Raw genomic sequence first — 25,950 nt, 5'->3', positions numbered from 1 at the left:
TCAGATCTCCAGGCTGATGTCTTTTTCGGGGAACGGCTTGTCGGGCACGCGCGGTTCGACCGCGACGCGGTGCTTGCTGAGATCCATGCTGTTGGGCTTGGCGAGGTCGGCAGGCACCTCGGGATTGAAGGTCTTGTCCGACTTGTCCCGCCCGGCCCCGCTGTCTCGCGGCGCATCGATCTCGAGGCGGCCGACCGTCTCAAGGGCGCTGGTCTTGTTGCCCTCGTTGCGCTCGATCGCGCTGATCAGGCGCTCCTTGTTGTCGGTGTGGAGGGTCAAATCGTCGCGCACGCGGGTGACGGTGACGTTGAACAGTCGCTGGTTGGAGAGGTTGCTCTCTGAGCCGCTCATCACCGCGATGCCCTTATCGGTGGTGACGCCCTGCGCCATGTGCATGTTGATCGCGTAAGCAAGGCCCAGGCGTTCCAGCATGGGGTCGCCCTGCTTCAGATGTAGCATCTGGTCGTCAGCGGTCTTCACGCTGATGCCGGTGGGGCTGACCCCGGTGACCTGCGCGAGCGAGGCATTGTAGAGCCCGCGCTCCTTATCGTTTGCAGTCCAGCGGATCTGGTCGTTCTCATGAAGCTTGATCTCGCTGCGCTGGGTAAGGCCGAGCGCGTCGCGCTTGTCGTTGGGATCGATCTTCTGCGGGTCGAACCGCACAGTGCGGTTCCCGATCTTCAGTTCAACGCGGCCCTTGGCGTCGACGCCTAGCACTTCGTAGCTGCCGCGCCGCAGCCCGATTTCCGACACCGTCCTTGCGACCTCGAGCGTCTGCCCGGCCCGGTAGGTCTGGGGGTAGCGCAGTTCCTCGCGCGTGGTGTTGACCCCCTCGAGCACGCTGAGCGTGACGCTTTCCTTGCCCAGGGCTCCGTCGGCACGCAGGCCGTCCTGGATGCGCTGGTTGAGCTCGGCGCGGGCGTCCCGGCCGGAGGCAAACACCATGGTCCGGTCGCGCTCATCCTTGGGAAGCCCCAACCATTGGTCCGCTGCCGATTTGATGTGATCGGGGCTGGCCTTCAGCTTGTCGCCCAGCACTTCCATGGCCCCGCGAACCTCGCCGCGGTTTGCGAGCGCTGCGACCGTGCGGAGCTGGTCGGTGCGCTGGCGCAGGTTCTCGTCCATGCGCACCATGGCAATTCCGTCGGCTTGCGCCATCGCGAAGGCCTTGCCGGCGTCGATCGATGATAGCTGTTGGCGGTCGCCGATCATGATGAGCTTCTCGACGCCGAGCGCATTGGCGATGCCGACCAGATGCTTCATCGGCTCGCTGCCGACCATTGAGGCTTCATCGAGCACCAGCACGGCACCCTTGAGCGCACCGCGCGCGGCTTCGTACGCTTCGCCCCGTCCTGCGAGGGCTGCCTTGGCAAAGGCATTCACGAAGGACGACACGGTCTGTGCTTCGATCCCGGCACCGTCCCTGAGGTCGCCAACCATTTTGTTCTGGAAGGCGAGCCCGAGAACCTTGTGACCCTCCTGCTCGGCAACACGAGCCACTGCGGCGATCATGGTCGACTTGCCGGCGCCCGCGACCCCTTGCACGGCGACGATCCGGTCGTTGGACGAGAGGCCAAGCACGGCAGCGGCCATCTGGCCTGTGTTGAGCTGCTTCTCGCCGGAGACGGCATTGATGCGCGCGACAGCGTCGCCGGGCGCAACGATTGGCGTTGCAGCTCCCCTGCCCTTATCGATCTGGGCCAGGATCAGGGGTTCCGTAGCAAGGGCTTGCGGCGTGGTGACATGAGTGAGCGCGTTGTCGATCCGGTTTGACTGTCCGGGGATGAGCTTTCCACTCTCAAGCAGCTGATCGACGCGGGCATCGGTCTTGTCAGCTGTGACGCCCTTGAGGCCGAGATCCAGTGCGGTTTTGGTGATCTGGGAGACAGGGAAGGCCGCTTCGCGCTGTTCGAGAATGCGGATGGCCGAAGCAACTGCCGCCTGCGCTCGCAGGTCGTCGGGCGAGAATTTGAGGCGCTCGAGCCCCTGAGTGACCAGCGGGTCCTTCTCCATGAAGACCCCACCGAGCGCCGTTACGATGTTCGCTATCGTCTCGCTGAGGCGCTGTGTCGGTGTAGTGAGCCGGTCAGGTGTCGTCCCGGCCGCGCGGGATTTCGCTTCCTCGATGACCTGCTTTCCGTCGAACCCGATGGCGGCGGCGCGCTCTCGCCAGTCGGCAGCGAGTTTCTCGCGGTCCTCAACATTGAGCTTGGGATCTCGGGTGTTGGTGGTCACCTTGTCGATCGCCGCCGGAGAAGAGAGTCCTAGCTCCTTCGCCTTCTCGACGATCGCTTCGCGCCGTTTGCTGAACTCGTCTATCGCCTCTTTGGGGACTCCGTTGATCTCAAACTGACCGTGCTTGCCGGTTATTCGCGTCTCGTAGCCAAGCTCAGCCAGCTTTTCGCGGAAAGCAGCATGGTAGGCGGCCCCAATGACCGAGTTGTTCTTCCATAGCTGGCCATTGTGAAGCGCCTGCCAGGCTCCGTTTGCCATGCGGGTAAGGTTGGCGATGACGACATGGATGTGGGCCTGCGGATCAAGCGCGCGGCTCGTGTCGTGGGCAAACATTCCGTAGACGAGATTACCCGTGCGCACCGGCGCGCCCGACTTCGTTCGCTCATAGGTTCGCCCTTCGGCGAACTTGCCCTCGACCCAGCGCATGGTCTCGCGCACCGCGCTCCAGTGCGCCGCCAGAATGCGGTCATCCCCTGATACCAGTGCCAGGATGCTGGCTGATTTCGGCATCGAGAATGTGAGGTCCATCCCCGACTGGCGGTTGGGCACTTGCCCGACCTTCTCGCCATTGGGCAGCTCGCCATTGAGGATCTTCTCGAAGGCATCCTTGGTGACCTCGCCGCTGAGACCAAGCATCTCAGCGCCCTTCCCTGCCCATCCGGTCTCAGGGTTGTCGTTCGCTGCTCCGCGTACTGCGTCCCCGGTGCCGCCGCCGGGTCCACCGCCACCGCCCAGCCCTTCTCCGCCGCTCCCGGGGACGCCATCACCGCCCCCCGCGCCGCCGCCTTCGCCGAGGTAATAGTCAGCCGGGTGCTTGTCATCTTTGGCGAAGTATTCTGCAGCTCCCGAAGCAGATTTGACCGATGCGACCGAGAGCATGATCAGTCTCCCAACCCGAAGTCGTCGTCGATCGCTGGCGTGTCGTGTGAGGCTTCCCTGTTGTGATTGTGGCCCTGATCCTTCTGGTCAGTCCCTGCACCCTCACGCGTTTCGCGCGTGATCTGCTCTTCAGGCCGGGCGCGATCCTGTTTCCCGAGGGTCTTTTCGGTCAGGGCCTCCTTGGCCTGTTCGCGATTGATTTCGGTCTGGTCGGATGTGATTTGCGTCAACCGCGCCATCGACGAAAGACCCGCCGTCCGCGGCTGCCCATCATCGGCATCGCCGTCCTTTGTGGGGCCTTCCGCACGGTTGTCGTTGCTGGGTGCAATCGTCTTGGCGACTTCGCTCTGAACGAACATCGCATCTGCAGCTTTCTCCGCCTCAGAGCGTCCGTCAGCCTTCTCAGTGCTCTCCGCCTTTGCCAGCGCCTCGGTGGCCTCCTGCTCCGTTTCTTCGACCTCAGCGCGCCCTGTTGGAGGCAAGGATTCTGGACCACCCTCGCTCCCCCCTTCCGCGCTATCAGGCCGGCTAGCCGGCCGTTTGGTCTCGGGCGGTCTGTAGGGCGTCGGCTCCATGCTGGTGACCCGCATGAATCCTGGGGCAACCTCCGGGTAATCCTTCCACTGAAGCTTGATCCGCGCCGCCGGAAACCCATCGGGAAACTTGATAAACCCGTGCATCGACGGGAGGTTCGTAATGTCGTCGGGAATGACCAGCGGCTCGATTGCCTTGCGCGGCGTCAGGGTCGATGCATCGCGGGTGTTGTTGTACCCGTAGCTGTAGGCTTCATCCATCTGGCGAACCTCGCGGTTGCCGATGAATTCGGCGCAGCGTTCAGCAGATTGGTAATCGGCCGTGGCGAGGATCAGCTTGGTGCGCGCAAGCCCGGCCAGATTGGTCGCGCCTTTCTCGCCGTAGGTTTCCTCCAGCTTGGCAAAGGAGTGGATGCCGAGAACGAAGGCACCGCCGTAGTTTCGGGCAGTCTGGAGGCCATTGCCGATGGCAGGAAGGGCATGCAGAGCGTTGACCTCGTCGAACAGAAACCATGTCCGAAGATCGCGCGTGCGCGGTAGCGTCATCTGGGCGGTGACGGCCATGTCGGTCCAGAGCGTCAGCAGCATCCGGGTGAAGTTCATGTCGGAATAGCTCGACGTGATGAACAGGATCGAGCCGGGCGCCGAGGCCTTGACCCATGCCTTGATCGAGAAGCTGTCAGGCTTCTCGGGCGAAGGGTCGGGGATGTAGCGAATGGCGTTGGCGTTCGTGTTGAATACCGACCGGATTGACTCCGCCATGCGGGCCGCAGTTTCGGCCGTCAGGGGAGCCGCGACCGTGTCCTTCAACTTGGCATGGATCTGCTTCAGGTTGGCGGTCATCAGGTGATGGGCAATGGCCGCGTTTGACATCTCGCCGTCGGCTTTGAGCTTCATGCAGATTTCAACGAACAGCGTTCGTGCGGCATTCTGCCAGAAGGGCTCCTTCTCATCCGGGTGCGACGGGATCAGGGCGGTCGCGGCCGTCAGAAAATCGGCGTAGATTTCGCAGTCGTTGAAGATAGTCCAGGGCACGCACCGTTGATCCATCGGATTGAGGATTGTGTCGCTGTTCGGGTTGTAGAAGGCTTCGACAAACGCGCCGGTCAAATCGAAGATCACCGCGTTGTGCCCGCGCTCCCGCAGCTGTTGGACCAACGATCGCAGCTGGGTGGTCTTACCTGCCCCCGTTGTGCCGATCAGCATGGTGTGGCTTTGCTCAAGTCGCCACGGGTAGGGAATACCTGCAATCACGTAAGGCTGGTGGATTCCCTGCTGGCGCTTTTCGGAACGACTGAGAGCAAGAGCCTCTTGCGGATCCATAGGGGGATCGAGCCGGGAACATTCGTAAGCGAAGCGGTTGCCATTGTGAGCCCGCACCTCGCTACTGAGAACGTCACGTTCGACCAGCATGGCACCACGCTCATGGCGTTCCTCAAGGATCGATTTGCCGCGCCTCCGGGAGAACTCAATGAACCAGATGCTGAGAGGAGCCGCGATAAAAACTGCCATGAACGCGGAGCCAAGAAGACAGCGAAGTGCCTTTGCCGAGGCAGAGGCGACGTAGGGGTCATAAGGAACTGCGCCCATCAGTGTGGGGCGGATCATGCCGTTTGGAAGAGTGAGGTGAACTACCTTCGACGGGTCGAGAAGCATCCATGACCAGAGACCCGAATATATGCGCATGATGACGAGATGAATCTCGGGTGTGCTGAGAGATAGGCTGACGGTCGTCGCAAGGGCCAAGCTGAAGACCAGAAACCAGATGAGCAGCGGCACTTTTGTCCCAGCGAACCACATCCAGAATTCGTGTGTGACGAGCTGTGAGCCTCGGGTGAAATTGCCGGCATTTCGGGTCACCTTTCCGCGTGCGGAATGATGCTGGATCGTGGCGCCCTTGCCGCTGAATCGGATGTCATCGCGACGCATGGAATTCCTCCATGCGCTCGTGGGCAATTTGCTCGAGCCCAGGTGCAAGATCGCTGTGCTCGCGGTGGACGATGAGATCGACCGCAGCCTGCGTGTATTCCAGGAGAAGGATGAGGCGCCGTGGGTCGATCGAATAGCCGTCGAGCACACCCCTGGCCCCGGCGCGTATCGCTATGCGAACTGCCTCGTTTCGAGAGCAGTTTCGTTGCAGCGCAATTGCGTCGATCAACGCGAGCTCGTCGCTGTTGCACCGAACGCCGATTAGGCTCGTTGTTTTTGACATCACACATCCACTTTTGGTGGATGGTGGGGGTTTCGCGACGATCTTATAACACGAGGCTCAAGCCTCTGGAAGGCCCGAGGTGTAACAATTCGTCGTGAGTTTAAGATATTGAACTATCGGGCTAATTTTGCTACTTATGTGTGATGGTACAGAATGTTACGCGGTTACCGATCGTTACAGCACTGAAAACCAATGGTTTTCAACACGCGGGTGCCGCATAGGGTGTGCATTCTTTAGGGACTGCGACCGGGCCTTGGTGCCGTCGTGGTCTTCGATCCTGATGTGAGTCTGGAATTCCTGTGGGGGAGCCGCTGCGCGGGTCGTTCGGCTACGTGACGATTGGGCTGAGCGGAGCGATCCCGCCCCAAAGCGCCAAGCCTTGGCGAAGGCGCTTTCATCATCAATCGCTGTTCAGCGATTGGACATTCGCTGCCGTCTTGATCCTCAGAAGGATAGCCCTATGCTTTGCAGCGCAGGGCGATAAGGGAACGTGTGATGGCAGCTAAGATCGAGAAGGAACGAGCAGCAATTCGCGAGGAAGAATTGAAGCTCGTAGAGCGCAAGAAGAGGCTCGCGGAACGCGAAGCCGAACTGCGCGCATCGGCGATGATAAAGAGCGTTCTTTCGAAGCTCGATTCAGATCGTCTTGAGGCTCTCCTGAGCCGTATGAAAGCGCTCGGAATCGAAGAGGTCGAGAAGCGTCTTCTTGCGTAGCAGGAGTGCTTCGAAACCGCGGCAAGAATTCTCGAAGCCGTGAAGGCAAATAAAGAAGGGCGCTGACATGGTCAGCGCCCTTCCTGTTTGGTCTGGCTGAAGGCTATCGCCAGACGAGTTGTGGATCGGCTGACAGGCATGCGCGAAGCATCCTGTCGAGCTGTTCGAGGCATGTTTCCATTCCGCCCCATGTGAGATGTCGGCGGGTTGGTGGATCATTGATAGCTTGGCTCAAATCATCGGCGTCAATCGACCCTGTCGGAGCGTTGCCCATTCCGATTGCGTCAAGCAGAAGCTGACCATTGGTATCGCTGAGATTGATCGGAAAGGCACCGTCTGGAGTCGAGGAGACGCCCATCATAATTTGAGCATCAGCGCTTTCTCTCCAGATACGGACGTTCAGGCCGAGAAATTGCGCTTCTTCGATGACGCTGATTACCGCTTCCTGGTTCCCAAAAAGTCGGGCTAGGGTCGCCCAGCTCCATGGGCACACGCGGGCATCGAAGCCATCTGCCAAGTATGAGAAATTGGATTCATCAAAGATGCCGACAAGTTGTCCGTGCGATTGCGCGAAGGCTCGGAAGGCAGTCAGTTGCTGAAGCGTTATGCATGCCGGTTTCGAGACTGGAGCAACCTTGCTCTGCAGCTGAAAGGTCATTGTCATGGTCAAGCACTCCTCAATGGAACGCTCGATCAATCCCCCTCCCCTCTTGCTGTGAGCGACATGTCGCGAACGGCAACGATGGCGACGATGAAATGATGGCCCTGCCGGGTCGCGTAGCAGGGCCATCAAGGTTGGTCTCGTAAAAGACCTCGGGCTGCTTGCAGCTTACTCCATTGGGTGCTGCTACACGGAAGCTAAGACGTTGGCGAAAGCCATTCAAGAATTCTAGCGGATGTTCCACGCATGTGCCGATGCACTGGCGAGCAGCGCCGCGCCGGGATCGGGCGCACGGCAGACCGCGCGAAGCCGACGCGGACGAAGGTCCGCAAGGCCAGCAAGGGACTGCCGGTGCCCGCGCGCATACGCTCGCCCCGGCCCGGGCCGACGACGGCCCGTCGAAGCGTCGATCACGCGCTGCGGCAGGCGCGGCGGCGATGCCAGCGAGGCACGCATGTGCCGATGCGCTGGCGAGCAGCGCCGCGCCGTCCGTTTGCAGTGAGTGCGATGAAAAAAGGGGGCCGAAGCCCCCGGATCATTTCAGGATGAAGGCGACATAGCCGCCAAGGCTGGCCGAGATCGTCGTCACGATGAGTAGAAAGCCAAGCACCCAGCGCTGGCTCTTCAGCTCGCCGACGAGTTCCTTGTTGGCTTCGGTGATCTTCATGGCGATGTGGCTCTCGAGGTCTTCGACGACCTTTTCGGCGTCGGTCGCGGGCACCTTAACAGACCGCAGTGCCTGATACAATGTGACTTGGATTCCCATGTGAACCTCCTGTGTTTGATGGGAGCTCCCGAGGGACGGTGCTCGCCAGCGGGTCAGGGACGTTCCTTCAGGAACGCCGCGGCAGCGGGCGCCGGGGGAGCCGATTTGCACAGCAAATTGGGGGACCGGCGATCCTTGACGCGCGCCAGCGGGCAACCGTCAGACTGGGACGACACGAGACACTCCTCCTGGCCCCGTACTCCCCCACCCCCCTCTCCTTCTCGATCTTCAGATCGAGCGTCCCCGACGGGCGAAGGGGGTTCGATGCCCCCTGAGCCCGTGTCAGCGCGACAGAAGAGAAAGGGAGGCTCCGGCGAACGCCGGAGCCTCCCAGGGTGCTCAGTGAGCCTTGCGCGCTGTGCTGGCGAGCTCGTCAGGGCGCTGATCTGCAAGGCGCAGAACGTGGAGCGGTACTCCGGCGTCCCGAAGCTTCTGGGCGAAGTTGGCCTGAATGCCCGAGCCCTGGCAGACGATCGCCTCAACCGGCTTCAGAGCGACGATCCGGTCGTTGCGAACGAACCCGGCGCTCCTGCCCTTGCTGGTGTCGAGCTTGAACTCGACAAGCTTGATCCCGCGCGAGGCCGCCCAGCAGCGTGCGATGGTGTCGCAGCCCTTGTTCTGAGCGGTCGTGACGAGGATCATGTTGGGGATGCGCTTCGCGATGTTGTCCAAGCGGGTCCAGATGATCGCGTCATCGTGCCATTGTGCTCCGCCCGAGAAGGCAACGACCGGGCCTTCGGGTGCGTATTGCTCGCGGCGGCGCTGGGCGCGTCCGGCGAGATAGTCGCGGGCGTCGACCACCGAGGCGGTGAGTTTGCTCGAGACCCTGCTGCCCCGGACGGTGGAGAACGGCCGGCCGGTTTCGACCCGGTAAACTTCGGCGGCGTGATCGCGCATGCACTCGAGCGCTGCGCGGATGCCTTCGAGCGTCTGGCACAGCTGCTGTGTTTCCTCCAGCTCGGTCGCGTAGATTTCTGAAGGGTCGAAATTGCGGGCGAGCTCGCCGAGCTTCTTGGCGGCGTCGTCTTCGCGTCCTTCGATGCGCTTGGCGACCATATGGAAGCTGTTGCAGAAGCCCCAGGCGAGATCGGCGGCGCACTCCTGCATCCTCGTATCGCGCAGGACATCGAACATCGTCTTCATCATCAGTTCGACGGCGGCGGCAGACATTTCCGGATCGGGCATGTCGGCATGCTCGGGCTCGGCGACGATGCTGAGCTTCGCCATCTCGCTCGTTTCGATGAACGCGGCGCTGTATTCGCCATTGTTGGCGTGGCCGAACTCATTGGCGATGTCTGCTTCGATCTGGGAAGCGCGCATCTCGGCAGCGAGGATCGCGAGGTCGGACAGGTTCGAAATCTTGGTCATAAAAGCCTCCAATTAATTGAAATCGTTCCCACAACGGGAACCCCGAAAACCCATCAGTCGGGAGGCGTGCAGTCAGGGACGGCGCGCTTGTCGCGCCGCCGCCCTGCGGGCGCGGGGGAGCCGATTTTCTGCCGGGTGGCCGGCGCGCAGCGACACGGTCACCCGGCGGAAAATTGGGGGGACCGCGATCCTTGACGAGCGCCGAAGACTGATATGTTTCGGCAGGTGTTCCTGTGTGTGTGGAAGAGACGTTCCCGCCCCGGAGCACGAGAGACGGGAGGCAGACGGGCCAGCCTGCTGGCCCGCCCTCCCGGCCCGGCGAACGGGTTAACAGCGGGAACACGTCCAATCTTGAAAGCCGTTCAGCGTGGTTGGTCGGCAGATGACGGACTGTCAGGGATGATGCCGCGCAGCCGGCATCACCGCTCCGCGGGCGGCGCAGCCGATCCTTGACCGGCCGGAGGATGCCGAATGCCTCGCTTTCGCGCGCACGCGCGAATTTCGGCTGTAAAGCTCCGACCGCGAACGCCTTCCTGACAAGGAAAGGCGCGTTCGCGGGTAAGGGGCGCTGCCCTGCCCGGATGGGCGGCAGCGCCGGGTTCCGGCAGAACAGGTCCCGAGCTCAACGAATGAGACCATTGTCGGACACCGCATTGGCGCTATGTTCGAGTGATGGCCGTCTGGCAGTTCGTGATCAACCTGATCCCTGCTTCTGCGGCGCGTATCGCAGGGGTCAACGCTGCACGCATGAGCCGCGCCCAGCTCGACCAGGTTGTTCTGGCGTTGCCCATTGCAGCGGCGGATGTTCTGTTTGCGAACCTCGACATGTTGCTGCCCGAGAAGCCGCGATCGTACACCGGTCTCCGGGTATGGGGTGACGAACCTGCGGACGACATCCAGGTGAGCTTCGATGAGCAATACATCGAAGAAATCCAGGTGCGCTTCGATGTGGCAGATATCTCTCTGCCATTGATCGGCGGGGTCTGCGAGCTCGCGCGGCATTTCGACTGCGTCTTTGCAACGCCGGAGGGTGCGATCATTCAGCCAAGCAGGGAAGCTGTCATCAGGACAGTTCTTCAATCAGACGCAGCGCATTTCGTGCAAGACCCGCTCGGCTTCATCCAAAAGGCGGTCCGTCTGGATCGTGAGGACCACTAAGGCTAGTTGGCAGAGCCCGGTCACATTCGGTGAGGAGCTGGAGGCGTACTGAAAGCAGACCGGCAGCTTCATGCATTTTGCCGCTGAAAGCTGAAATTCGCAAAGCGACCCCGAAGTGGTCATATCCGGCTGCAACTCAAGCGCGCTTCAATCGCATTGCAGACCAAACACTATCGAATGCAATCTGGCTAACAATCTTCATGCCGTGATCTGATCCTATACGCCGAACGGTCTCGCGGTTGAGATCACCAGCAAGAGGTGAGCCGAGCTTGGGGTAGGCGACCCAAAGGATTGCCGACGGTGTGATCGAAGTCAGCAAATCTGGAAGCTTGATTTCCAGAGCTGCGCGATCAAACGCGAAGAGAACGGCGACGTCTGCCGTGTCCAGTTCGGCACGGCGATCCATCGCTCCGATCGCCCAATCCAACGGTTCAGGCGCATCAATCAAGGCCAGTCGCCGCTCGCGCTTGACTTCCAGGCGTTCTGCTATGGTTTTGTCCGACATCGGCGGTCTCTCAGTGCCTTGAAGACAACACGAAGCGATTGCCTTCGGAGTCCACCATAACAGCAAAGGTCCCCCATGGCTGGCTTGTTGGCGGCGTCTCGAACGTGACACCCCGTTCGCTCAATTGCCGATAGGTCGCCTCGACGTCGTCGCAGGCAAGCGCTCCGCTGAACATTTGCCCCAGCTTTTCCGCATCACCCTCAGGCGTGAACAGGACGAAGCGCGTCTCGGAATTGCCGATCCGCAGTTCGATCCAGCGCTGCTCCGGGCTGAATGGCTGATCGGTGATAAGCTTGAACCCCAGCTTCTCGGTGTAGAATTTGAGCGCGCGGTCCTGATCCTTGCTGGGTATGCTGATGAATTTGACACCGATGATCATGGGACTTCCTCCTGCTGTTATGGGCGCCATGATCATGCGGCTTGCGAGGCACAATCGTTTCAAGAATACTATAGTCATGATGACCAATAGACCAGTCATGCTCGACCCATATGTGATCGACACCCTGATGGCGGATCTGGTCGGCCATGACCGCAAGCCTGCAGCCTATATCGTTTACCTTGCGCTTTTGCGCCTAAGGGGAGCTTCGGGTGAGACGGCGATCAGCTTGCAGGGGCTGGCGACCGCGACTGGCCTGTCGAAGTCGGCAGTCCAGCGGTCTGTGACGCATCTCATCAGAAGGGAGCTGCTTGGCATCCAGCGCGGCTCTGCTACAGATGTTCCCCGCTATCGTTGCCTTTCTCCCTGGCAGCGATAAGCCTGACTAGGCCTTGACTTGCCGCCATTCCGCAATCCACCCAGACCCGGTCATTTGACAAACGCACCGGACCCACCAGAAGCGGACGTGTGGGGTGAACTGACGTCTTTCAAAGACGTCCACACCGGAAAACGGCCCCCGCAGGAGCCGCACCAGGCACGCGCGGGCAAGTCGGGGATTGAGGCGGCGGCGCCAGTCGTCGGCCGGTCCCCGGCTGCTCGCGCGGCGCGCGGCGGGACCGAGGGCCGGCGGGGCCATCAAAAACGCAAGGCCCGGGCGAAGCCCGAGCCGCTGGAAGAGCCCCGCTCATCATGGCCGCAGCGCGTAAGCGCGGTGCGCGGCTGAATGCGTCAGCGATCGTCACCCGCAGGGCCGAGACCCCTCGGGGGGCTCGGTGAAGCGAGGCGGGCACGCGAAGCCCTTAGCGAAGCTTCAGCTGAGCCAGGGCCGCGGCGCCGAGCGCAATAGAGCGCGGTCCCGGCCGAAGGTCGGGAGACGGCCATCGATTTCATTTGTGTCCTAAGAATTGACAGCCGACGGTTGACCATCATGTTCTCATGATGTTCTACGGCATCCATGGGAATGAAGCGCATCGATACTGTGGCCGATTTGGTTCGGTATGGGCTCAATGCGCAGATTGAATGTCGGAAGTGCCGCCGCGTGGTTCTCGTTCCGGCATCGAAGCTTCGGGATCAATGCTTCGCCAAGTCGATTCCGATGAAGCTCGACATGGTCGCACAGCACTTGAGGTGCAGCTGCGGCCATCGCGGGGCGAAGATCGACGCGACGGGAGCAATCCTTGACCGGCAACGGTGATTGCGGTGACGCGTTCAAGGGCAAGAATCACATCAGCGCCATTCGGGCGGCCACAGGACGTTGGTCGGCGCACTGTTGAACATCGGCTCGATTTGCTCGCAACGATAGCCAGCGAGGCCACAGCCTATGGGCGTCAGCTGGAATGCGAGGTCGGGGCGAGAGTGCGCGAAGGCGAGGAACGTGCCGACGTGGCGCTCGATGACAGCAAGCGGCAGCGTGCGGAGCTGGTCGTCCTTGCTCGGAATGGCGTAGCTGTTGCCTTGCAGACCCGTGCCCTGCCCGTAGATTGCGCCGCGGTGCTGACGTGCCCAGAGGGCTGCGCCCTTGCCGTGGCGGCCTGCAAGATTGCTCCCGAAGACGAAAACGGGTTCGGTCATAGCGCGCTCCCCGGGATCAGAATGGCGTCGGCATATACCCAGGCAAGCACCTGGTCGGAGCCGCTGTCAACGAGGTCGTCGCCGGACAGTTCGCGCCACGGCGCAAGGGGGCGATAGGCGGGCATATAGCGGGCGGTTACGATCTCGTACTGGCAGCAGCTGTATGACGATGGGCGCAGGGCGAGCACCGGACGTGTATCGCGCGGCAGCTGCTCGGCAGCGAAGGCGAAGCCTGCGTTGAGGATGGGCGCAAGCGATGACATGACCGTTCTCCAATCGAAGCGAAGCGAGGGGCGGCACTGCGGTGCCGCCCCCTGCGAGGTCAGATGAACATCACGTTCTCGGCGATGATCTCGGTGCCGTAGCGTTCGGTGCCGTCGGCGTCCTTCCAGCGCGAGTAGTGGATGCGCCCGGTGACGGCGAGCTGGTCGCCCTTCTTCTTGTGCTCGCGGAGCGGCAGCCCCATGCCGTTGAAGACGGTGACCTTGTGGAATTCGGCGTCCTTGAGAGCGTAGCCGCTTTCGGCATCCTTCTGGACCTTGCCGTCGCGGATGACGGGCCGCTCGGTGACCAGGATCAGCTCGGTGACGCGGGTTTCGCCGGTGTCGCGGGCGACGGGGTCCTTAGCGAGACGGCCGACGAGATTGACGTTGTTCATGATGAAGCCTCCTTGTGGCCGGCGGCTCGTCCGCCGGTGCCCTTATCGAGCCTCGGCGGGAGTGGTGGGACACCGCGCGCATGCGCGGGAAACCTCGAAAATCGAGGTGGTGCGGGCAGCTCGGCTTGCCGAGCAACACGGCTCGCATTTTCGCAGGTTGGCCCTAACCGCGACCAGAGAGGCAGGGGCACTGGCGGCGGACGGGCTGTCGGACACGAGGGGCCTTGTTTGGGCTGAACAGCGCCAAGCTCGTCGTGCACAGGCTCGCCGCGGGAAAACCCCGCCGCCCGCGACACCGGACGGAAACGATACGTGGAGCCGATCCCTTGTCAGCGGGTGGCCCGCTGCGGCGGTGGTCGAAGGGTGCCGGAAGTGGCCGCGCCGGACGTCTGAATTTCGTATGTCACAGGCTTCGGCATGGGGCTGCCTGCTATCGCAGCACGCAAGGGCGGCCGGCTCGTCGGTATCGGGCATTCCAACACGCTGGAAGGCGGCGGCAGCGGATGGAGCGGCGCTGGTCGTCAGTTCGAGGGCGAATTATCCGTCCATTACAGGGGCGGCGCTACGGTGCTGCCACTGGTTTGCTATACAAGGAGAGGTCGGCGATCGGGCTGAGGAGGCCGCCACCGCCGAAGGCGGTGCATGATCAGTGCATGGCGGGCCGGATCGCGCGGAGCGTGGCTCGGGCGGACCGGACGACTCCCGGCGGTGCCTCATCGAGCCCGTCTGCATAGTGGTTGGCATCATTGGCGAGTTCGCCGATGGCAGGGTCTCGGGGATCGATGAAATAATGGGACGCGGTTTCTCGAATGATCTTTGGCGTCGGGAGGTCGCGCTCAAGATGATCGTCGAGGAAACGCTTCGGGATGCGGATCAGGTTGTCGCGCATTGCAGGGCTCCATTAGGCGGCACGAAGCGCGCCGCGGTCCTTGGTCAGGACGCTCGGCTGCTCACCGGTCAGGTGTTGAGCGTAATTAGCGATCTGTTTGTTGCCTGAGTTGGCGAAGCCAACGCATCGGACTGTGTGGCGGGACTTTGTCGGTATCGGTCTCGACGAATTCGATGAAGTCCCGGATCGCGATGTGAACGTCCTCCTCTCGGACCAGAATGTCTGCCGTGTGTTCAAGCTCGTTAAGTGCGCGTCGTCCGGCTTCTCGATCGCCCTTGCCGAGGATGAACTCGTAGGTCGTCTTGAGGGGGACGAGCGTGCCGGGATCGAGATAAAGCAGTTCGTCAAGCGTTTCCGGGTCCGCGTAGCGGGCATCGGGCGATGCTGGGATTGCCAGCTTGGCAATGTCCCGCATGTCGATTGTGAATCCTGGAGTGCGCTTGCAGAGTGCGATGAATTTTTGGCGGTCGGTGAGAAGCGAGAACGGTCGCATGCCCCCGTTCAGGCGGTAGTAGTTCTCGAGAAACTGGATGTCGGCATCACTCAGGCCAAGATAGGCAATTACATCGTCGACTCTCTCTTTTGCGGGGCCGACATGAATCGCGCCCGGCGGAATGTTCCATTCCCGTCGGAGCTGCTCGGGTGGACCGTTTTCGAGAATGAACGCGGCTGCCCGTGATGAAGCGAAGAGGTGGTTTGGAATACGCGTGCCGTCGGAGGCCCGTACCTCCCGCCAATGTCTCGCGATTGCGAAAAGGTAGACAGCAAGGTTCGCGGTCATGCGTCGCCCGGCGGTGGGGTTCTTGTCTGACATGGCGTTCTTCTGGGACAGAGAGCCTAACGGCAGTGATGGACGGATGTCATTCAGGGACGGAAGACGATGTTGCAGGTGCGCCCGGTCATGGCGTCGGCGATTGCGTTCAGCAGCTGCTTCGAGGCTCGGCGAGGCCGGACGAGGCTGCGATCGGCCTGCGGCTCAAGGTGGGGTCCAGGCCATAGAAACACGTTCGCTTCTTCAAACACGACATCGGCCATACTATCGAGCCCAAGCGCTGCGCGTTCGGCAGGTGGGATGCTGACCCGTGCGCCGGTGGCGCCTGAGATGATGGGTAGCACAGCCACCAGCTGAAGCGTTTCGATCGCTCGGACATTCCAGATAAGGCATGGTCGAACGTCGGGCATGCTCTTGGCCGGGTCGTTCCCATCATTGTGCCCAAGATAGCGGAAGTCGATGATCGCGCCCGTCTCAGGCCGATGCGATGTGTCATTGTGCTGCATCGTCGTACCTCTCGGGCGAATGCGGATGCGCGCCGGGCCTTGCCTCGGTCAAATCCTTCACGATGTCCGCCACAGCACTCGACTGCATAGCGCGTCCGACAAAGGCGCGCAGCGAAGCGTATTCGTCAGCCGGAACGAGCACGGTCGATATGGTACCCTTCTCCTCGAGCCCGATGGCGCGCGTAGCGGCGGCCTTGAGCGTTTGTTCGAAGTTCTTGCGCAGGGCGGTCGTGGCAATCGTCTCGGTGAAGGGGTTTTCCATGTGGATGTCGCTCCTTGGATGCTTGGATTGCGGCGAACAGGATAGTTTGAAGCAGTCTCTTCCCGCAATCGGCTTTTCGGATTTTCCCTTGCGGGAGCGGCACTTGAGCGCCTGCGTCAGGCGATTTCGATGGCGATGGTCTTGTCGAGGGTTGGGCCGAATCCGAGTGCGCTGAGCTCGTCGAAGGTCAGGTCGCGGTGCGTGCCGTCGGGTTCCTCGATTTCCCATGTGATCCATGGGCGCACGCGTCGGCCGTCAGCGAGCTTGATGCCGCCGATGGTGCCTATGGGTGTGAGTTCGATCGTTGCGCTGCCCGGTACTCCGGTGTGTTCGCGGACGTCGACTATAGCGGTGATGATGGTCATGTAGCCTCCTTCGGAAGGGCACGGCCCCGGGCCGTGCCTGCAAAAGAAAGGGCCCGTCTCTCGGGGGGAGAGAGACGGGCCCGAAGGTGCGCAAGACGGCCGGAGGACTGGGAGCCGCCTAGCGCTGGGGGAGCTGGTGTCAGCTGGCGAATTCGGCCGTGGATTCGCCGAGACCGTCGCTGGCTGCGCCGCTGGTGCCGGTGCTCTCGTCGCCCATGTCGAAGGCGGGCATCTCGTCCTGCTTGGCTGCGAGCTGCGAGGTGACGTCGCGGCGGCGCGTGGGGCGCGACCAGACGATGTTGTAGCTGCCATCGTCCTGCTGGAAGGCGGAGATCTGCAGCGGGGCGGTCATCGACGGATCGTCGATCTTGCCGTTGAGAAAGGCCTCGCCGGTGTTGTTCGAGAACAGCTCGAACAGCGCGCCGACCTGGATCCACTTGCGCGCCGGGGTCAGCGCATGGATCTCGAAGCGCGGAGCCTTCGGATTGTTGCTGTTGACCGGCTTCAGCGCGATCGTCATCGCGACAGCCATGGTGTCAACGCGGCCGATGAAAACGCCGCTGTCGTTCTGCTTGATGGAACCGATGTTCATGATGCTTCTCCTGAGATTGCGTCTCGGACACCATCGTCCTCGACACCCTTCTCAATCCCCCTCCTCTCCTCGGCCCGCCTGCGGGACGAGCAGGCGCGCGTGCCGCGCGCCCTCCATTGGCCACGCTTCTGGCGTGCCAATGGGATCGCTTCAGGGAGCTCTGGGGGCTTTGGTTATGCGGAGCGGAGGTCGGGCACTCGGGAAAGCAAGCTCAGAAGCCGTGCCTGTTTTCATTGCGCCGACCGAATAGTTGCCGGAGGGCCGATGAATTCGCGAAAGGCTAAAATGACGCGCCGGTCCATGCGCCGCAGACGGGTAGGAAAAAAAGTCCCGGATTGACCCCACTGGGGGTGCGTGGGATTTTCTTCATCCTGGTTCCAATTGCCGGTTGCTCGATATGGTCTCAGTCGCAATCTATCCCCCGCCTCGCGTCGTCGCGCTTCGTGCGCGCAGGCTTGAGCACCGCGAACGTCGTGTCGCGATTCAGGCTGCGATCGAGGAAGAGGGAGAAGCTCTGGCAACTCAGGAGGAAGCCGAGGAAAACGCCATCCATTGGGAAGAGCTTCGCCACGAGAGCGAAGCGCTGCGGTTGCAGCAGGCTCTTGTCGAGGTGCGTGCGCGCCGGGCGTGGACCCCGGGGTTTCTGATCCCTCCGCTCCTCGCCGGGTTGCTGGCGATTGGCGGTGTTGGCAGCTTTGTGTACTTTTCGAGCAATCCGGTCGGCGCGCATTACGGGTCAATGCTGGGGTTGGCGATACCGACGGCGCTGTTGATGGCGCTCTGTATCGCTGGACCCTGGGTCGTCCTGTCGCTAGGCCCCTGGTTGGGACGAAAGCGTGACGAGGAAGTTACGCTTCGGCAGATCGAGCAGCTCGAAGATCGAAAGCAGGCGCTCGCGTCAGACAATTTTTGGTTCGATTGGTACGAACACCCTGACGGTGAGGAATATTGCAAGATCAACTATGATGTGAGCACTGGCTGATGCTCATGTCACAGCGCTCAGTATGCCTGCGGTTGTCATGGGTCGGTCGTCGCCATCGAGCGTCATCTGCGCCGGTTCAAGATTGCTGATCGGATGGGACGGCGACGATTGGTGATGGATGAGGACCATTACGTACTGGAGCGCCTGGTACATGGGATCGAGGCGCTTTCAGAACTCGAAGATGCCACCGTCGAAATGGATGAGAGCTTCGCTGATCGCGAGCGGCTCAACGCTGCACTTTTGTCACTGCCCCCACGTCTGGAGCGTGCGATCCGCCTGCGATATGGATTATGCGGCGCCGGTGGCGACGGCCCCATGACCTTCGCCTAGATCGGCGAAGTCTTCGGCCTTACACGCAATGGCGCGGATCAGATGGTCAGGAAGGCGCAGCGCAAGATTTTCTGGTACCTTCACGCAAGTGGTCGTGTCACGCCCGAGGAACGGGCCGAACTGAACAAGCAGCGCGCAGTCGATGAGGCGCAAGCCAGGGCCGCGCGTGAGAGGTATGCGGCATGGCAGGATGCACGCGCGGCGCAGGAACGGGCGGACCGGGAACGCAGGGCTGGCGAAATCGAGCAGGCTATGGTGGCGCAGTGTCGGCGCAATGCGGAAGAGTTGGCGCGCAGTCAGGAAAGGGAATCTGGGCGCTTGCCTGTTATCGAGGGGCTTGCAGGTTCTGATCGTCGCGTGGTTCGGTCAGACCATTCATTCGATGGCGTCTCTGACGATCGCTTATCGCCTCGTTGGGCCGTTAGCGTGGTCAAAAAGATCACTGAGATGATCGATCTTCGGTTTCCGCTCCTGATGCTTTGGGTGCCTGCTGTTGCAGGCTTGCTGCTGGTTTTGACACCTGAGGCTGCCGTCGTGTTCCTTGTCACATTCGTGCTGTTTATATGGCTGCCTTGGGAGCTCACTGTCTTTCAGCGCTTCGGGATGGCCCATCATCGCGTCTAGCGCGGCCGATGCTGAGAGCGTTAAAGGGGCCGATCGAGCAGCTTGCGGCGTGCGGCCGAGAGATTGTCGATGCTGGCCTGAAGGATACGGGCCGCGATGGAATCGGCCCCGGCCTGGCCGAGCGTGTTCCAGAATTCTGTGGAGCGTGCTTCGCAGGCTTCGACCAGCGCGAGAACCTCGTCGCTGGTCAGGCGGTATTCGCGGGCGCAAGCCGACATTTCGGAGCGGAGCGTCGCGAAATCCGCGAGGGCCTCTGGCACCGGGAAACCCTGGCGGTAGGCTTCGTCGACGCCGGCGCGGATCTGCTCGGCTCCATGCTGGCTTTCGGTCAGGATGGCGCTGCGCGAGTTTCCGAAGAAGGGCTTGAAAGGACCGGTGCGCGCTGTGATCGCGCGGGGCGGATTGCTTGCAAGGCCGATGATGCAATCGGTGGCGACGACGACTACCGATCCGGTGACGAGCTCGCCGTTTTCGCAAGCGCGCAGGGCCTCGCTTGTCGTGTCAAAGTGGTACACGATCTCCATGATGCGCCCCTTCATATTAGAGGGTTTGAATCTAAAAACGATTGCAGTGCAAGATCTTGTTGTGCCGCAGAGGGACATGTCCCGTATGGGGACGCGGACAAGCACAGCGCTGGCACGCGAATGCTGCTCAGCTGCCTGCGGGGCTGTGGTTGGTGGAACGAGACAGCCATGCGCGAATGGCTCTCTGTTGCCGCTCGAGCTTTGCCGTAAGTGCTCCGATTTCGTTGCGGCTGCGGTAGCGCCGCTCTGCCAGGGACGCTTGCTAGGCGGCTTCATCGCTTTTGCGCCATGCGCTGTCGCCGCGGTGCGCTGCCGAGGAGCTGATGGCGCTGCTGGCGGCCTCGCGGAGCCGCCGTTCCAGCTCCTTGAGACGCTTTTCTGTAGTGTCGCGCGCGGCGATCATTCGCTGGTATTCATGTGAGCGTGTCATGAGGGGCTTTCCTCGCGCGAATGGTCTGGGCGTTCGTTCTCGCGTTTCAGTGCGATGAGGTCCGCGAAGCGGGCAATCACCGTCTGTCCTGTCGGGAACCGGTTTTCGAGGCGGTGACGTTGCAGAATGGGTGCCCTGGCTGCGGCAATGCGGGTGGCCTCGTCCGGTGTAGGAAGACGTGGCGGCCATCCCCGCTGAAAGCGGAGGTCAGGCGGCATTGTGCTTTCCAGCTGGCGCCGCTCGCATGCGGCATGCTTTGCGCGTTCGATGTCGGCAGCGAGGGTACCGGTCAGGAGGTGGGGCGCACTATCGGCGAGCCAGCGCCCGGGTTGAAACGAGAACGTCGAGCGTGCTTCCAGCGCAACGAGATGGACGAAGGCCTGATGGTTTGAAGGCGCTGATGATGCCGCCTGCTGGTCGGCGAGCGACTGCAGGACGCAGTAGCGGCACGAGAGGCGGCTCGACCGGTAGCGGGTGTAGGCTTCATGCAGCGGGATGCCGTGCGTTTTGTGGAAGGCGAAGACATCGGCGGTTGCCCAGTCGATGACCGGATGCCAGATCAGCATTCGAGTGCCGGCGCGATTGCCTTCGGCTGCGAAGCGGCTGTCGCGCTTCCAGTCCGGTGCAATGGCCCGGGCGCTACTCTCGTCACGGCGGATTCCGATGACCTGAATTATGGTCTCGCCTGCCAGCTGGCGGGCGAGGTAAGGACCGATGACCTGGGCTTTTTGCTCCGAGGTGCAGAACCGCAAAGATGCCGACGACCAGGGTCCGATCAGATTGTAGGTCGAGAGCTCTTCGTAGCGCGCCTTGCCGGACTCGTAACGCTGGTGCCAACGGTCGAACAGGTCACCGCTCTGGCGTTGCCGGATAGTGAGCGCGATGTCGGCTCTTGCAGCGATGGTTGCGACGGTTTCGGCGGTGCTGTCCCATTCGGCCCTGCCGAGGTCGGCATGGATGGCAATGCGCCGTTCACGCGGGTGGCCGAGTGCATCGAGCACGGGCATCGCGGCAAAGAGTGCGGCTGACGAATCCTTGCCGCCGGAGAGGTTGAACACAATCCAGGCACCTGCGCGGATGGCGGCCTCGATTGCGGGCGGCAACGCGATTGGCGGTTGGACGAGTGAAGAGCGGACGCGGTATGCGTTTCGAGAACTCATGGCATGCCTGCCGGGCAAGCGAGCCATTCGGGTTCATCAAGCGCGATAGGGACGTCGAAACCGGCGGCCTCGGCTTCCGTGAACAGCGTTGCGGAAGCGAAATTGCCGAATCCGGCTTCGTTGTTCCAAAACAGCAGGCCATGCTCCGCATCGCGGGTCGTCAGCACAAGGCGGGCGGTTTCGGCATGGGGTTGAGCTGAGAGCGCATTGCTGACGATGGCGTGGGTGCTGGGATAGGCGATCCCGTCAGTCTTGATGATGACCGCGCCGCCGCCGAATTCGTCATTTCGAAGCTTGTCGCAGGTGTAAGCGTATTCGAATCCGATCGGCAGCGCCGATTTGGCACAGGCGAAGAGCAGGTTCGCCACCTGTTCGATGCCGAACTGGTCGCCCGAGAACGTCACAACCCTGGTGGTGTGATCTTGGCCGTCGTCGATGGTAATGGTGGCATCAAGGCACGGGAAGTCTTTGTCCGGGAAGATCGGCATGAACCCGGAGAACGGGTCGTCGCTGATCGGCGGAAAGGCATCGGCAAATGCCGGCCCAAGCGCGTTGTATGCCTCGCGCCGGTCTTCACCTTGAAGATCCTCCTCGATGGCATCGATGGCGGTTTCTGCTGCTGCGATCAGCTCGGCTTCGGACGATGTGATGGTCACCGCGAATGCGGCATGAATGTAATTGTTGGCCATTGGAGTTGTCCTTGGATTGGCTGATTAGGCTGCCATGAGCGATTGCAGCGCGGGCTCGATCGCAAAGCCGAGCTGGCGGGCGAGAGTGACGGCTCGGGACATCGAAGCTGGTTCGACGCCGAGCGAGGTCGCAAGCTGGTCGAAGGTGTCCCCGGCCTTTGGGGCGACCTGATGCAAATGGCCGGGCTCGGCGGTGACCGCGAAAGGCCAGGTCATGGCGACGCCGACTACGGCCTCGTCCATTATCAGAAGCAGATCGCCGGTCGCGATGCGATCATCGGTTTGAACGGCGTCATAGGCATTGCCGCTCGTTTCGAAGACATGGATCCGGTAGGGCACGAAGGCGAAACGCTCGCTGTCAGTCAACATGATGGAGCTCCCTTCCTCTCGGGGCAGCGACTGACGGATCAAGCCCCGGCGAGCCCTTCGGATTGGCGCGCAGCATCCACGCTTCGGGACGGATGGCGCGGGCCCAGTCAGCGAACGACGGGATATGGCCGAGATCCTCCAGCACATGTTGTTCGCCGATGAGGCGAACCGGAACGACGCGCCTGTCCCTGTTGGTTATGGTCTGGCCGAACAGCGCTTCGAGCATGAATATGCCTTCGGCATGGTGCCGCAGTGCACGGTGACGCGGGTCAGCGATGATCGCCTTGGACTGGTCGAACCAGTCGTGAAGCGGCCGGTAGTCGTCGACGCACCCGCCCCAGCGCTTCACCGATGAGAGCGCGTGATAGTAGCAGTGGGACATGGCTCAGCACTCCCATTCATAGGCAGTGCTGTCGTAGGAGACATATCGCGTGTTGTGGTCGTGTGTGGCGCGGCCGGCCTCGACATCGATGATCACCTCTCCAAACGCACCCTCGCCGTTTTCCCACCCGGCGTGGTTCTGCGCGATCAGTTCATAGCCGAGATCATCGAGCGCGCTTTCGAAGGTCGATTCAATCGCGACAGCGTCGCCGCGGTATGGCACCGTCCATGTAGAACATGGCACATTTGGCATGGCGATTTCGGGTGCCTGTTGGCCCTCCTCACCTGCAGTGCCGGTCAGAGTCACTCCGTCGATGGCGCCTTCGTCGCCGCTCCCGTCGTAGCTGATGGTGATCGTCGCGATTCCGTGCAGCTTCGCGCAGGCGCAGATCGCAGCGAGCATCAGCTTGGGGGCTTCTTTGCGACCGATCGTTGCGCGGTTGGATTCCACCAGCGTCGTCATGCGAGTTCCCCCTGAAGAGCGGCAAAGCGGGCGGCCTCGGCTTCGTAGGACGCAGAGAGGTTGGCGTGGATCGTTGCGAAAGCCGGAATGCGGAAGTGGCCGTCATCATCGGGCCGCGTGCTCATCAGCACGCCGAACACGACGTCAGATGCGGTACGCTTGTGCCAGCGCGCGATCCCCTCGCGGTAGGTGATGGGAGGCGCCATCGCGGCCTCGGTCCAGTTGCCAAGACCGCTTTCGACGGCTGCTATGTAGGCATGTGCGGCGCTGACAGAGGCCTCGTCCGAAACGATCAGCGTCAGCGAGCAATAGCTGCCGAAATCGTGGTGGCTGCTTTTGGGCTCCAGACGGCAGCCATTGGGCGGCGCGCCATGAACGGCGATGATCGCCGCGCGGTAGGCAAGCACCTCGAGGCGGTTTGCTGCGCCAAAGTCGGGGGTGATGCCGAGCTGCGCACAGTCTTCGTTCGCCGGCGCAACGCCGATATCGATGATAATGGGCATGGGAGTTCTCCTTCGATCCTATGTTGGATCGAAAGCCCCCTCCCCCTCCCCTTTAACTGCCCGGCTTTGGCCGGGGTGGTTCGGCCTCGCCGATGATGAAGGCGCGCTTTGCGGCTTGCTGGTTCGGGCCATCAGCCTGCGCGAGGGTGGCAAGGCGATCGGTCTCCAGTTGCCTTGCAAGGTCTTCGGGCACATCGCAGTAGTCCTCGATCAGCGCGATCGCGCTGCGCGGGGTCGGCAGTTCGCCTGGATATGTGCCCTGCCAGATCACGCAGTCTTCTTCGCCGTCCGCATCGATGGCGATGGCCTGCGCAAAGAAGGTTCCGAGGGGGCGGTCATAGCCGACGACCACTCGTGAGATGTGGGGGCTCCTTTTGTTGATGGGGACTTCGCGTCTGCTCATTGAGTATCACCTATGTGTTATGGACTAAGTGCTGACAGGGGCCGTGGTGGAGGAGTTGAGTTAATCAGGCATTCCCGTTTGTACGCGCGTGTCGCCGCTTTGCGTGTCGAACCGCTCCTTCGGCACTCTTGATGGCCGTTTGGATTGCCGCGAGGGTTTTCGGAGAGTCTGCTTTTCGTGCGAAGTTTCGTCCCTCGCGAAGTGCGGTCACGGCGTTTTTGGCTGCCTGCATCTGGTCGGCTCGGGCGGGTCTTATGTTGGACATTGTCAGTACTCCGTAGCGAGCATGATCGTCACCACGCGCGCGGTGATCGACGCATCGGCCGGATCTTCGGACCCGTACTCGAGGTTCAGGTCATAATAGTCGATCTTGAAGAAGACGCGCTCTCCCCTGAAAGTGAACGCGCCGAAGTCGCGTTCGCCGTAGGTATCCTCCTCGAACCGGTGGCGCCGCATGGTTTTGATGAGCTCGGCCTGCGCGACAAGCCCGCTCGGGGTGTCGCCATTGCAGAACGCGTCGAGGCAGCCGCGTGTAAACATGATGCGAGCGCTGGGGTCGAAACCGGAGCGTGCCCGATCATTGAGTTTGGCGATCTGCTCGGCTCGTCCGATTGGTTCGGTCAGCATGGCGTTATCTCCATTTGTTGCTGGAAGCTTTCGATCCAGTCGGCAAGGTGCGGCCGTTCGGGGAGCGGAATTTCAGCTGCGGCTTCCTGGAACAGTTTCAGGGACGTGGGCGCGTCGGCCTCGATCCGGTCAATTTCCGCATCGGGAAGTAGGCGCTCGGCGCGGATGAAGTCGGTCATTCGGCCGGGCCTGGTGCGCGTTGAAGATCGCCAGAGGCCCTCGACCGTTCGGAGCCTCGGTGCGGCGCGGGCCTCCACCAGCACGATGATCCGGAAGCACCATGCCGGAAGATCGCGGATTTCTTCGCGCTTCGAGCCACAGCACAGGAAGCATGCCGACTTCGGCGGGACCGGAAGGCCTTCGGCCTCGATCCGGGCGATGCAGTCATCGCGGGTCCAGCCCCATTCCCGTAGAGGGTAGCGGCATTCAAACCGCTCGCTGGGGATCGTCAGAGCGTGCGCATGCCTGCGGGTGTCGGCCGGCGAAGCGTCGTAGCCGATAAGCCGGACGACCTTCTGGCCGCGGCCCCATGCGTCTATGGCTGGTCGCCATGCCGCGATGAATTTGTCCTGGGGCGCGATCTTCCATTTCAGGCTGCATGAGTGGCGGCCGAGCGAGATCGACGGAAGTGTCGCATTCGTGAGGACGTTCTCGATCAGCGTCGCGTATGGTGGCCAGTGCTTGAAGCGCTGGGGCTGATACCGGCAGATCTGGAATTCGATACCGTGCCCTTCCATCCATCGCCGGATGATGTCGAGATAGGCATAGGTCGCGGGCTTCTCGGAACCGGTATCGGCTGTCAGGACGAGATCAGGCGTTTCGCCTCGCGCGACAAGCTCGATGAGCATTGCTGTGGAATCGACCCCGATGCCGTAAGCGAGCACCACTGGTGCTTGCGGAAGGTCGAGGAGGTCGCGGGCGCGGGTTGCTGCCGTGGCGCAGCGCGGTGCAGCGATCACGACATTTCCCCGGTTGCTGCGCCCCAGTCGTATTCGGGCAAATCGGCGACGATCGGCGCGTCGCAGTCCCACATGATCCATTGGCAACGCAGTTTGCGGGCGACATGGAGAGCGGAGCGGATTTCGAGGGGAACGTCTGCGGCCTCGGTGACGCCGACATCGTCACAGACATACATGAACCAGCCCCATTCGCCCTTGGCGAAGCAGGCCCAGGGGCATCGGGGCATCCAGTCAGCCGCAGTGCCCGGCGACATGTGAGCGGTGCTCAGGGCAAGCATCAGCGCGAACTCATGCGCGGCGACCTCTGGGTTCGTTACGAGGCTCACAGCACGACCTCCTTGGTTGCGGGCGCATTGGCTTCGATGCGTACAGCGCCGATTTCATCGAACCCGTTGACGATGCGGCTGCTGTCATAAGCGTCCTTGTCGACCAGCCCGTGGATGGGATCGCCTTCGTAAGCGGCGTGACCCAAGGCATCGACAC

36 protein-coding genes are annotated in these 25,950 nt (G+C 61.9%); 7 read left to right on the top strand and 29 right to left on the bottom strand.

The window, feature by feature from the left end; all coding sequences use genetic code 11:
• Genes mobF through ACLBKT_RS16065 form a run of 3 tightly spaced genes read right to left on the bottom strand, consistent with a single transcriptional unit; the run spans nt 1 to nt 5,859 of the window.
• A complete protein-coding gene (mobF, locus tag ACLBKT_RS16075; RefSeq protein WP_410183997.1) occupies nt 1-3,114 on the bottom strand; it encodes a MobF family relaxase in 3,114 nt (1,037 codons plus the stop codon).
• Nucleotides 3,115-3,116: 2 nt separating this feature from the next.
• Entirely contained in the window at nt 3,117-5,576 is a 2,460-nt protein-coding gene (locus ACLBKT_RS16070; protein WP_410183996.1) for a type IV secretion system DNA-binding domain-containing protein, read from the bottom strand.
• The gene (locus tag ACLBKT_RS16065) at nt 5,563-5,859 is read right to left on the bottom strand and encodes a ribbon-helix-helix protein, CopG family (RefSeq protein ID WP_410183995.1); all 297 of its coding nucleotides are present in this window, start codon (nt 5,857-5,859) and stop codon (nt 5,563-5,565) included. Before ACLBKT_RS16065 ends, ACLBKT_RS16070 begins: the two co-directional genes overlap by 14 nt.
• Before the next feature lie 495 nt (nt 5,860-6,354).
• Between ACLBKT_RS16065 and ACLBKT_RS16060 the strand changes: the two genes are divergently transcribed.
• Nucleotides 6,355-6,573 carry a hypothetical protein gene (locus ACLBKT_RS16060; protein WP_410183994.1) on the top strand — a complete coding sequence of 73 codons (219 nt, stop codon included), beginning with the start codon at nt 6,355-6,357 and terminating at the stop codon, nt 6,571-6,573.
• Between the two features lie 103 nt (nt 6,574-6,676).
• Here the strand turns inward: ACLBKT_RS16060 and ACLBKT_RS16055 are convergent, their stop codons facing one another.
• The 3 genes from ACLBKT_RS16055 to ACLBKT_RS16045 form a co-directional block, all read right to left on the bottom strand.
• Entirely contained in the window at nt 6,677-7,237 is a 561-nt protein-coding gene (locus ACLBKT_RS16055) for a hypothetical protein (protein ID WP_410183993.1), read from the bottom strand.
• Between the two features lie 532 nt (nt 7,238-7,769).
• On the bottom strand, nt 7,770-8,000 hold the full coding sequence (locus ACLBKT_RS16050; RefSeq protein WP_156440675.1) for a hypothetical protein: 231 nt from the start codon (nt 7,998-8,000) through the stop codon (nt 7,770-7,772).
• Nucleotides 8,001-8,339: 339 nt separating this feature from the next.
• Nucleotides 8,340-9,368 (bottom strand): DUF2493 domain-containing protein, encoded by a 1,029-nt coding sequence (locus ACLBKT_RS16045; protein WP_066542480.1) that lies wholly within the window; start codon nt 9,366-9,368, stop codon nt 8,340-8,342.
• Nucleotides 9,369-10,040: 672 nt separating this feature from the next.
• Between ACLBKT_RS16045 and ACLBKT_RS16040 the strand changes: the two genes are divergently transcribed.
• Nucleotides 10,041-10,526: a hypothetical protein gene (locus tag ACLBKT_RS16040; RefSeq protein WP_410183992.1), complete on the top strand. Its 486-nt coding sequence runs from the start codon at nt 10,041-10,043 to the stop codon at nt 10,524-10,526.
• Nucleotides 10,527-10,662: 136 nt separating this feature from the next.
• Here the strand turns inward: ACLBKT_RS16040 and ACLBKT_RS16035 are convergent, their stop codons facing one another.
• Together ACLBKT_RS16035 and ACLBKT_RS16030 are read right to left on the bottom strand one after the other, a co-directional pair.
• Nucleotides 10,663-11,031 carry a hypothetical protein gene (locus ACLBKT_RS16035; RefSeq protein ID WP_410183991.1) on the bottom strand — a complete coding sequence of 123 codons (369 nt, stop codon included), beginning with the start codon at nt 11,029-11,031 and terminating at the stop codon, nt 10,663-10,665.
• A 10-nt stretch (nt 11,032-11,041) separates the two neighbouring features.
• On the bottom strand, nt 11,042-11,446 hold the full coding sequence (locus ACLBKT_RS16030; protein ID WP_410183990.1) for a VOC family protein: 405 nt from the start codon (nt 11,444-11,446) through the stop codon (nt 11,042-11,044).
• A 40-nt stretch (nt 11,447-11,486) separates the two neighbouring features.
• Between ACLBKT_RS16030 and ACLBKT_RS16025 the strand changes: the two genes are divergently transcribed.
• Nucleotides 11,487-11,786 carry a helix-turn-helix domain-containing protein gene (locus ACLBKT_RS16025; RefSeq protein ID WP_410183989.1) on the top strand — a complete coding sequence of 100 codons (300 nt, stop codon included), beginning with the start codon at nt 11,487-11,489 and terminating at the stop codon, nt 11,784-11,786.
• 576 nt (nt 11,787-12,362) lie between these two features.
• Entirely contained in the window at nt 12,363-12,602 is a 240-nt protein-coding gene (locus ACLBKT_RS16020; protein ID WP_410183988.1) for a hypothetical protein, read from the top strand.
• A gap of 32 nt (nt 12,603-12,634) precedes the next feature.
• Here the strand turns inward: ACLBKT_RS16020 and ACLBKT_RS16015 are convergent, their stop codons facing one another.
• The 9 genes from ACLBKT_RS16015 to ACLBKT_RS15975 all read right to left on the bottom strand — a co-directional run bounded on the left by ACLBKT_RS16015 (nt 12,635) and on the right by ACLBKT_RS15975 (nt 17,023).
• On the bottom strand, nt 12,635-12,979 hold the full coding sequence (locus ACLBKT_RS16015) for a hypothetical protein (RefSeq protein ID WP_410183987.1): 345 nt from the start codon (nt 12,977-12,979) through the stop codon (nt 12,635-12,637).
• On the bottom strand, nt 12,976-13,242 hold the full coding sequence (locus ACLBKT_RS16010; protein WP_410183986.1) for a hypothetical protein: 267 nt from the start codon (nt 13,240-13,242) through the stop codon (nt 12,976-12,978). The genes ACLBKT_RS16015 and ACLBKT_RS16010 overlap by 4 nt, the downstream gene beginning before the upstream one ends.
• Nucleotides 13,243-13,301: 59 nt before the next feature.
• A complete protein-coding gene (locus tag ACLBKT_RS16005) occupies nt 13,302-13,637 on the bottom strand; it encodes a single-stranded DNA-binding protein (RefSeq protein ID WP_196490270.1) in 336 nt (111 codons plus the stop codon).
• A gap of 646 nt (nt 13,638-14,283) precedes the next feature.
• Entirely contained in the window at nt 14,284-14,526 is a 243-nt protein-coding gene (locus ACLBKT_RS16000) for a hypothetical protein (RefSeq protein WP_410183985.1), read from the bottom strand.
• 85 nt (nt 14,527-14,611) lie between these two features.
• Nucleotides 14,612-15,340, bottom strand: coding sequence for a hypothetical protein (locus ACLBKT_RS15995; protein ID WP_410183984.1), 729 nt, complete (start codon nt 15,338-15,340; stop codon nt 14,612-14,614).
• A 50-nt stretch (nt 15,341-15,390) separates the two neighbouring features.
• Complete coding sequence (locus tag ACLBKT_RS15990; RefSeq protein WP_410183983.1) at nt 15,391-15,804, bottom strand: hypothetical protein; 414 nt, start codon at nt 15,802-15,804, stop codon at nt 15,391-15,393.
• Nucleotides 15,791-16,066, bottom strand: a complete 276-nt coding sequence (locus tag ACLBKT_RS15985) for a hypothetical protein (protein ID WP_410183982.1) — start codon at nt 16,064-16,066, stop codon at nt 15,791-15,793. Before ACLBKT_RS15985 ends, ACLBKT_RS15990 begins: the two co-directional genes overlap by 14 nt.
• Before the next feature lie 116 nt (nt 16,067-16,182).
• Nucleotides 16,183-16,431, bottom strand: coding sequence for a hypothetical protein (locus ACLBKT_RS15980; RefSeq protein WP_410183981.1), 249 nt, complete (start codon nt 16,429-16,431; stop codon nt 16,183-16,185).
• A 139-nt stretch (nt 16,432-16,570) separates the two neighbouring features.
• Nucleotides 16,571-17,023 carry a DUF736 domain-containing protein gene (locus ACLBKT_RS15975; RefSeq protein ID WP_410183980.1) on the bottom strand — a complete coding sequence of 151 codons (453 nt, stop codon included), beginning with the start codon at nt 17,021-17,023 and terminating at the stop codon, nt 16,571-16,573.
• A gap of 397 nt (nt 17,024-17,420) precedes the next feature.
• Here ACLBKT_RS15975 and ACLBKT_RS15970 point away from each other — a divergent pair, with 397 nt between their 5' ends.
• From ACLBKT_RS15970 to ACLBKT_RS15960, 3 genes are all read left to right on the top strand, one after another.
• Nucleotides 17,421-18,005 (top strand): hypothetical protein, encoded by a 585-nt coding sequence (locus ACLBKT_RS15970; protein ID WP_410183979.1) that lies wholly within the window; start codon nt 17,421-17,423, stop codon nt 18,003-18,005.
• Nucleotides 18,006-18,119: 114 nt separating this feature from the next.
• Complete coding sequence (locus ACLBKT_RS15965) at nt 18,120-18,335, top strand: hypothetical protein (RefSeq protein WP_410183978.1); 216 nt, start codon at nt 18,120-18,122, stop codon at nt 18,333-18,335.
• A 42-nt stretch (nt 18,336-18,377) separates the two neighbouring features.
• A complete protein-coding gene (locus ACLBKT_RS15960; RefSeq protein WP_410183977.1) occupies nt 18,378-18,959 on the top strand; it encodes a hypothetical protein in 582 nt (193 codons plus the stop codon).
• A gap of 20 nt (nt 18,960-18,979) precedes the next feature.
• Here the strand turns inward: ACLBKT_RS15960 and ACLBKT_RS15955 are convergent, their stop codons facing one another.
• The 12 genes from ACLBKT_RS15955 to ACLBKT_RS15900 all read right to left on the bottom strand — a co-directional run bounded on the left by ACLBKT_RS15955 (nt 18,980) and on the right by ACLBKT_RS15900 (nt 25,793).
• The gene (locus ACLBKT_RS15955) at nt 18,980-19,498 is read right to left on the bottom strand and encodes a hypothetical protein (protein ID WP_410183976.1); all 519 of its coding nucleotides are present in this window, start codon (nt 19,496-19,498) and stop codon (nt 18,980-18,982) included.
• A 247-nt stretch (nt 19,499-19,745) separates the two neighbouring features.
• Nucleotides 19,746-19,913, bottom strand: a complete 168-nt coding sequence (locus ACLBKT_RS15950; RefSeq protein WP_410183975.1) for a hypothetical protein — start codon at nt 19,911-19,913, stop codon at nt 19,746-19,748.
• The gene (locus ACLBKT_RS15945) at nt 19,910-21,073 is read right to left on the bottom strand and encodes a phosphoadenosine phosphosulfate reductase family protein (RefSeq protein ID WP_410183974.1); all 1,164 of its coding nucleotides are present in this window, start codon (nt 21,071-21,073) and stop codon (nt 19,910-19,912) included. Before ACLBKT_RS15945 ends, ACLBKT_RS15950 begins: the two co-directional genes overlap by 4 nt.
• Complete coding sequence (locus tag ACLBKT_RS15940) at nt 21,070-21,762, bottom strand: hypothetical protein (protein ID WP_410183973.1); 693 nt, start codon at nt 21,760-21,762, stop codon at nt 21,070-21,072. Before ACLBKT_RS15940 ends, ACLBKT_RS15945 begins: the two co-directional genes overlap by 4 nt.
• Before the next feature lie 24 nt (nt 21,763-21,786).
• A complete protein-coding gene (locus ACLBKT_RS15935) occupies nt 21,787-22,131 on the bottom strand; it encodes a hypothetical protein (protein WP_410183972.1) in 345 nt (114 codons plus the stop codon).
• Nucleotides 22,121-22,513, bottom strand: coding sequence for a DUF6915 family protein (locus tag ACLBKT_RS15930; RefSeq protein ID WP_410183971.1), 393 nt, complete (start codon nt 22,511-22,513; stop codon nt 22,121-22,123). Before ACLBKT_RS15930 ends, ACLBKT_RS15935 begins: the two co-directional genes overlap by 11 nt.
• Nucleotides 22,514-22,516: 3 nt before the next feature.
• Complete coding sequence (locus ACLBKT_RS15925) at nt 22,517-22,975, bottom strand: DUF6878 family protein (RefSeq protein ID WP_410183970.1); 459 nt, start codon at nt 22,973-22,975, stop codon at nt 22,517-22,519.
• Nucleotides 22,972-23,478, bottom strand: a complete 507-nt coding sequence (locus ACLBKT_RS15920; RefSeq protein ID WP_410183969.1) for a hypothetical protein — start codon at nt 23,476-23,478, stop codon at nt 22,972-22,974. The genes ACLBKT_RS15925 and ACLBKT_RS15920 overlap by 4 nt, the downstream gene beginning before the upstream one ends.
• Before the next feature lie 52 nt (nt 23,479-23,530).
• Nucleotides 23,531-23,881: a hypothetical protein gene (locus tag ACLBKT_RS15915; protein WP_410183968.1), complete on the bottom strand. Its 351-nt coding sequence runs from the start codon at nt 23,879-23,881 to the stop codon at nt 23,531-23,533.
• A 267-nt stretch (nt 23,882-24,148) separates the two neighbouring features.
• Nucleotides 24,149-24,508 (bottom strand): DUF3768 domain-containing protein, encoded by a 360-nt coding sequence (locus ACLBKT_RS15910; RefSeq protein WP_410183967.1) that lies wholly within the window; start codon nt 24,506-24,508, stop codon nt 24,149-24,151.
• Complete coding sequence (locus tag ACLBKT_RS15905; protein WP_410183966.1) at nt 24,502-25,467, bottom strand: hypothetical protein; 966 nt, start codon at nt 25,465-25,467, stop codon at nt 24,502-24,504. The genes ACLBKT_RS15910 and ACLBKT_RS15905 overlap by 7 nt, the downstream gene beginning before the upstream one ends.
• Nucleotides 25,464-25,793 carry a hypothetical protein gene (locus ACLBKT_RS15900; RefSeq protein WP_410183965.1) on the bottom strand — a complete coding sequence of 110 codons (330 nt, stop codon included), beginning with the start codon at nt 25,791-25,793 and terminating at the stop codon, nt 25,464-25,466. Before ACLBKT_RS15900 ends, ACLBKT_RS15905 begins: the two co-directional genes overlap by 4 nt.
• Between the last annotated feature and the right edge of the window lie 157 nt (nt 25,794-25,950).

Origin of the sequence: Erythrobacter sp. W302b (assembly GCF_046452395.1) — a bacterium.
Classification (GTDB): Bacteria; Pseudomonadota; Alphaproteobacteria; order Sphingomonadales; family Sphingomonadaceae; genus Erythrobacter.
The sequence above is the reverse complement of the archived record's forward strand: the minus strand, read 5'-3'. Positions and strand labels throughout refer to the sequence as shown.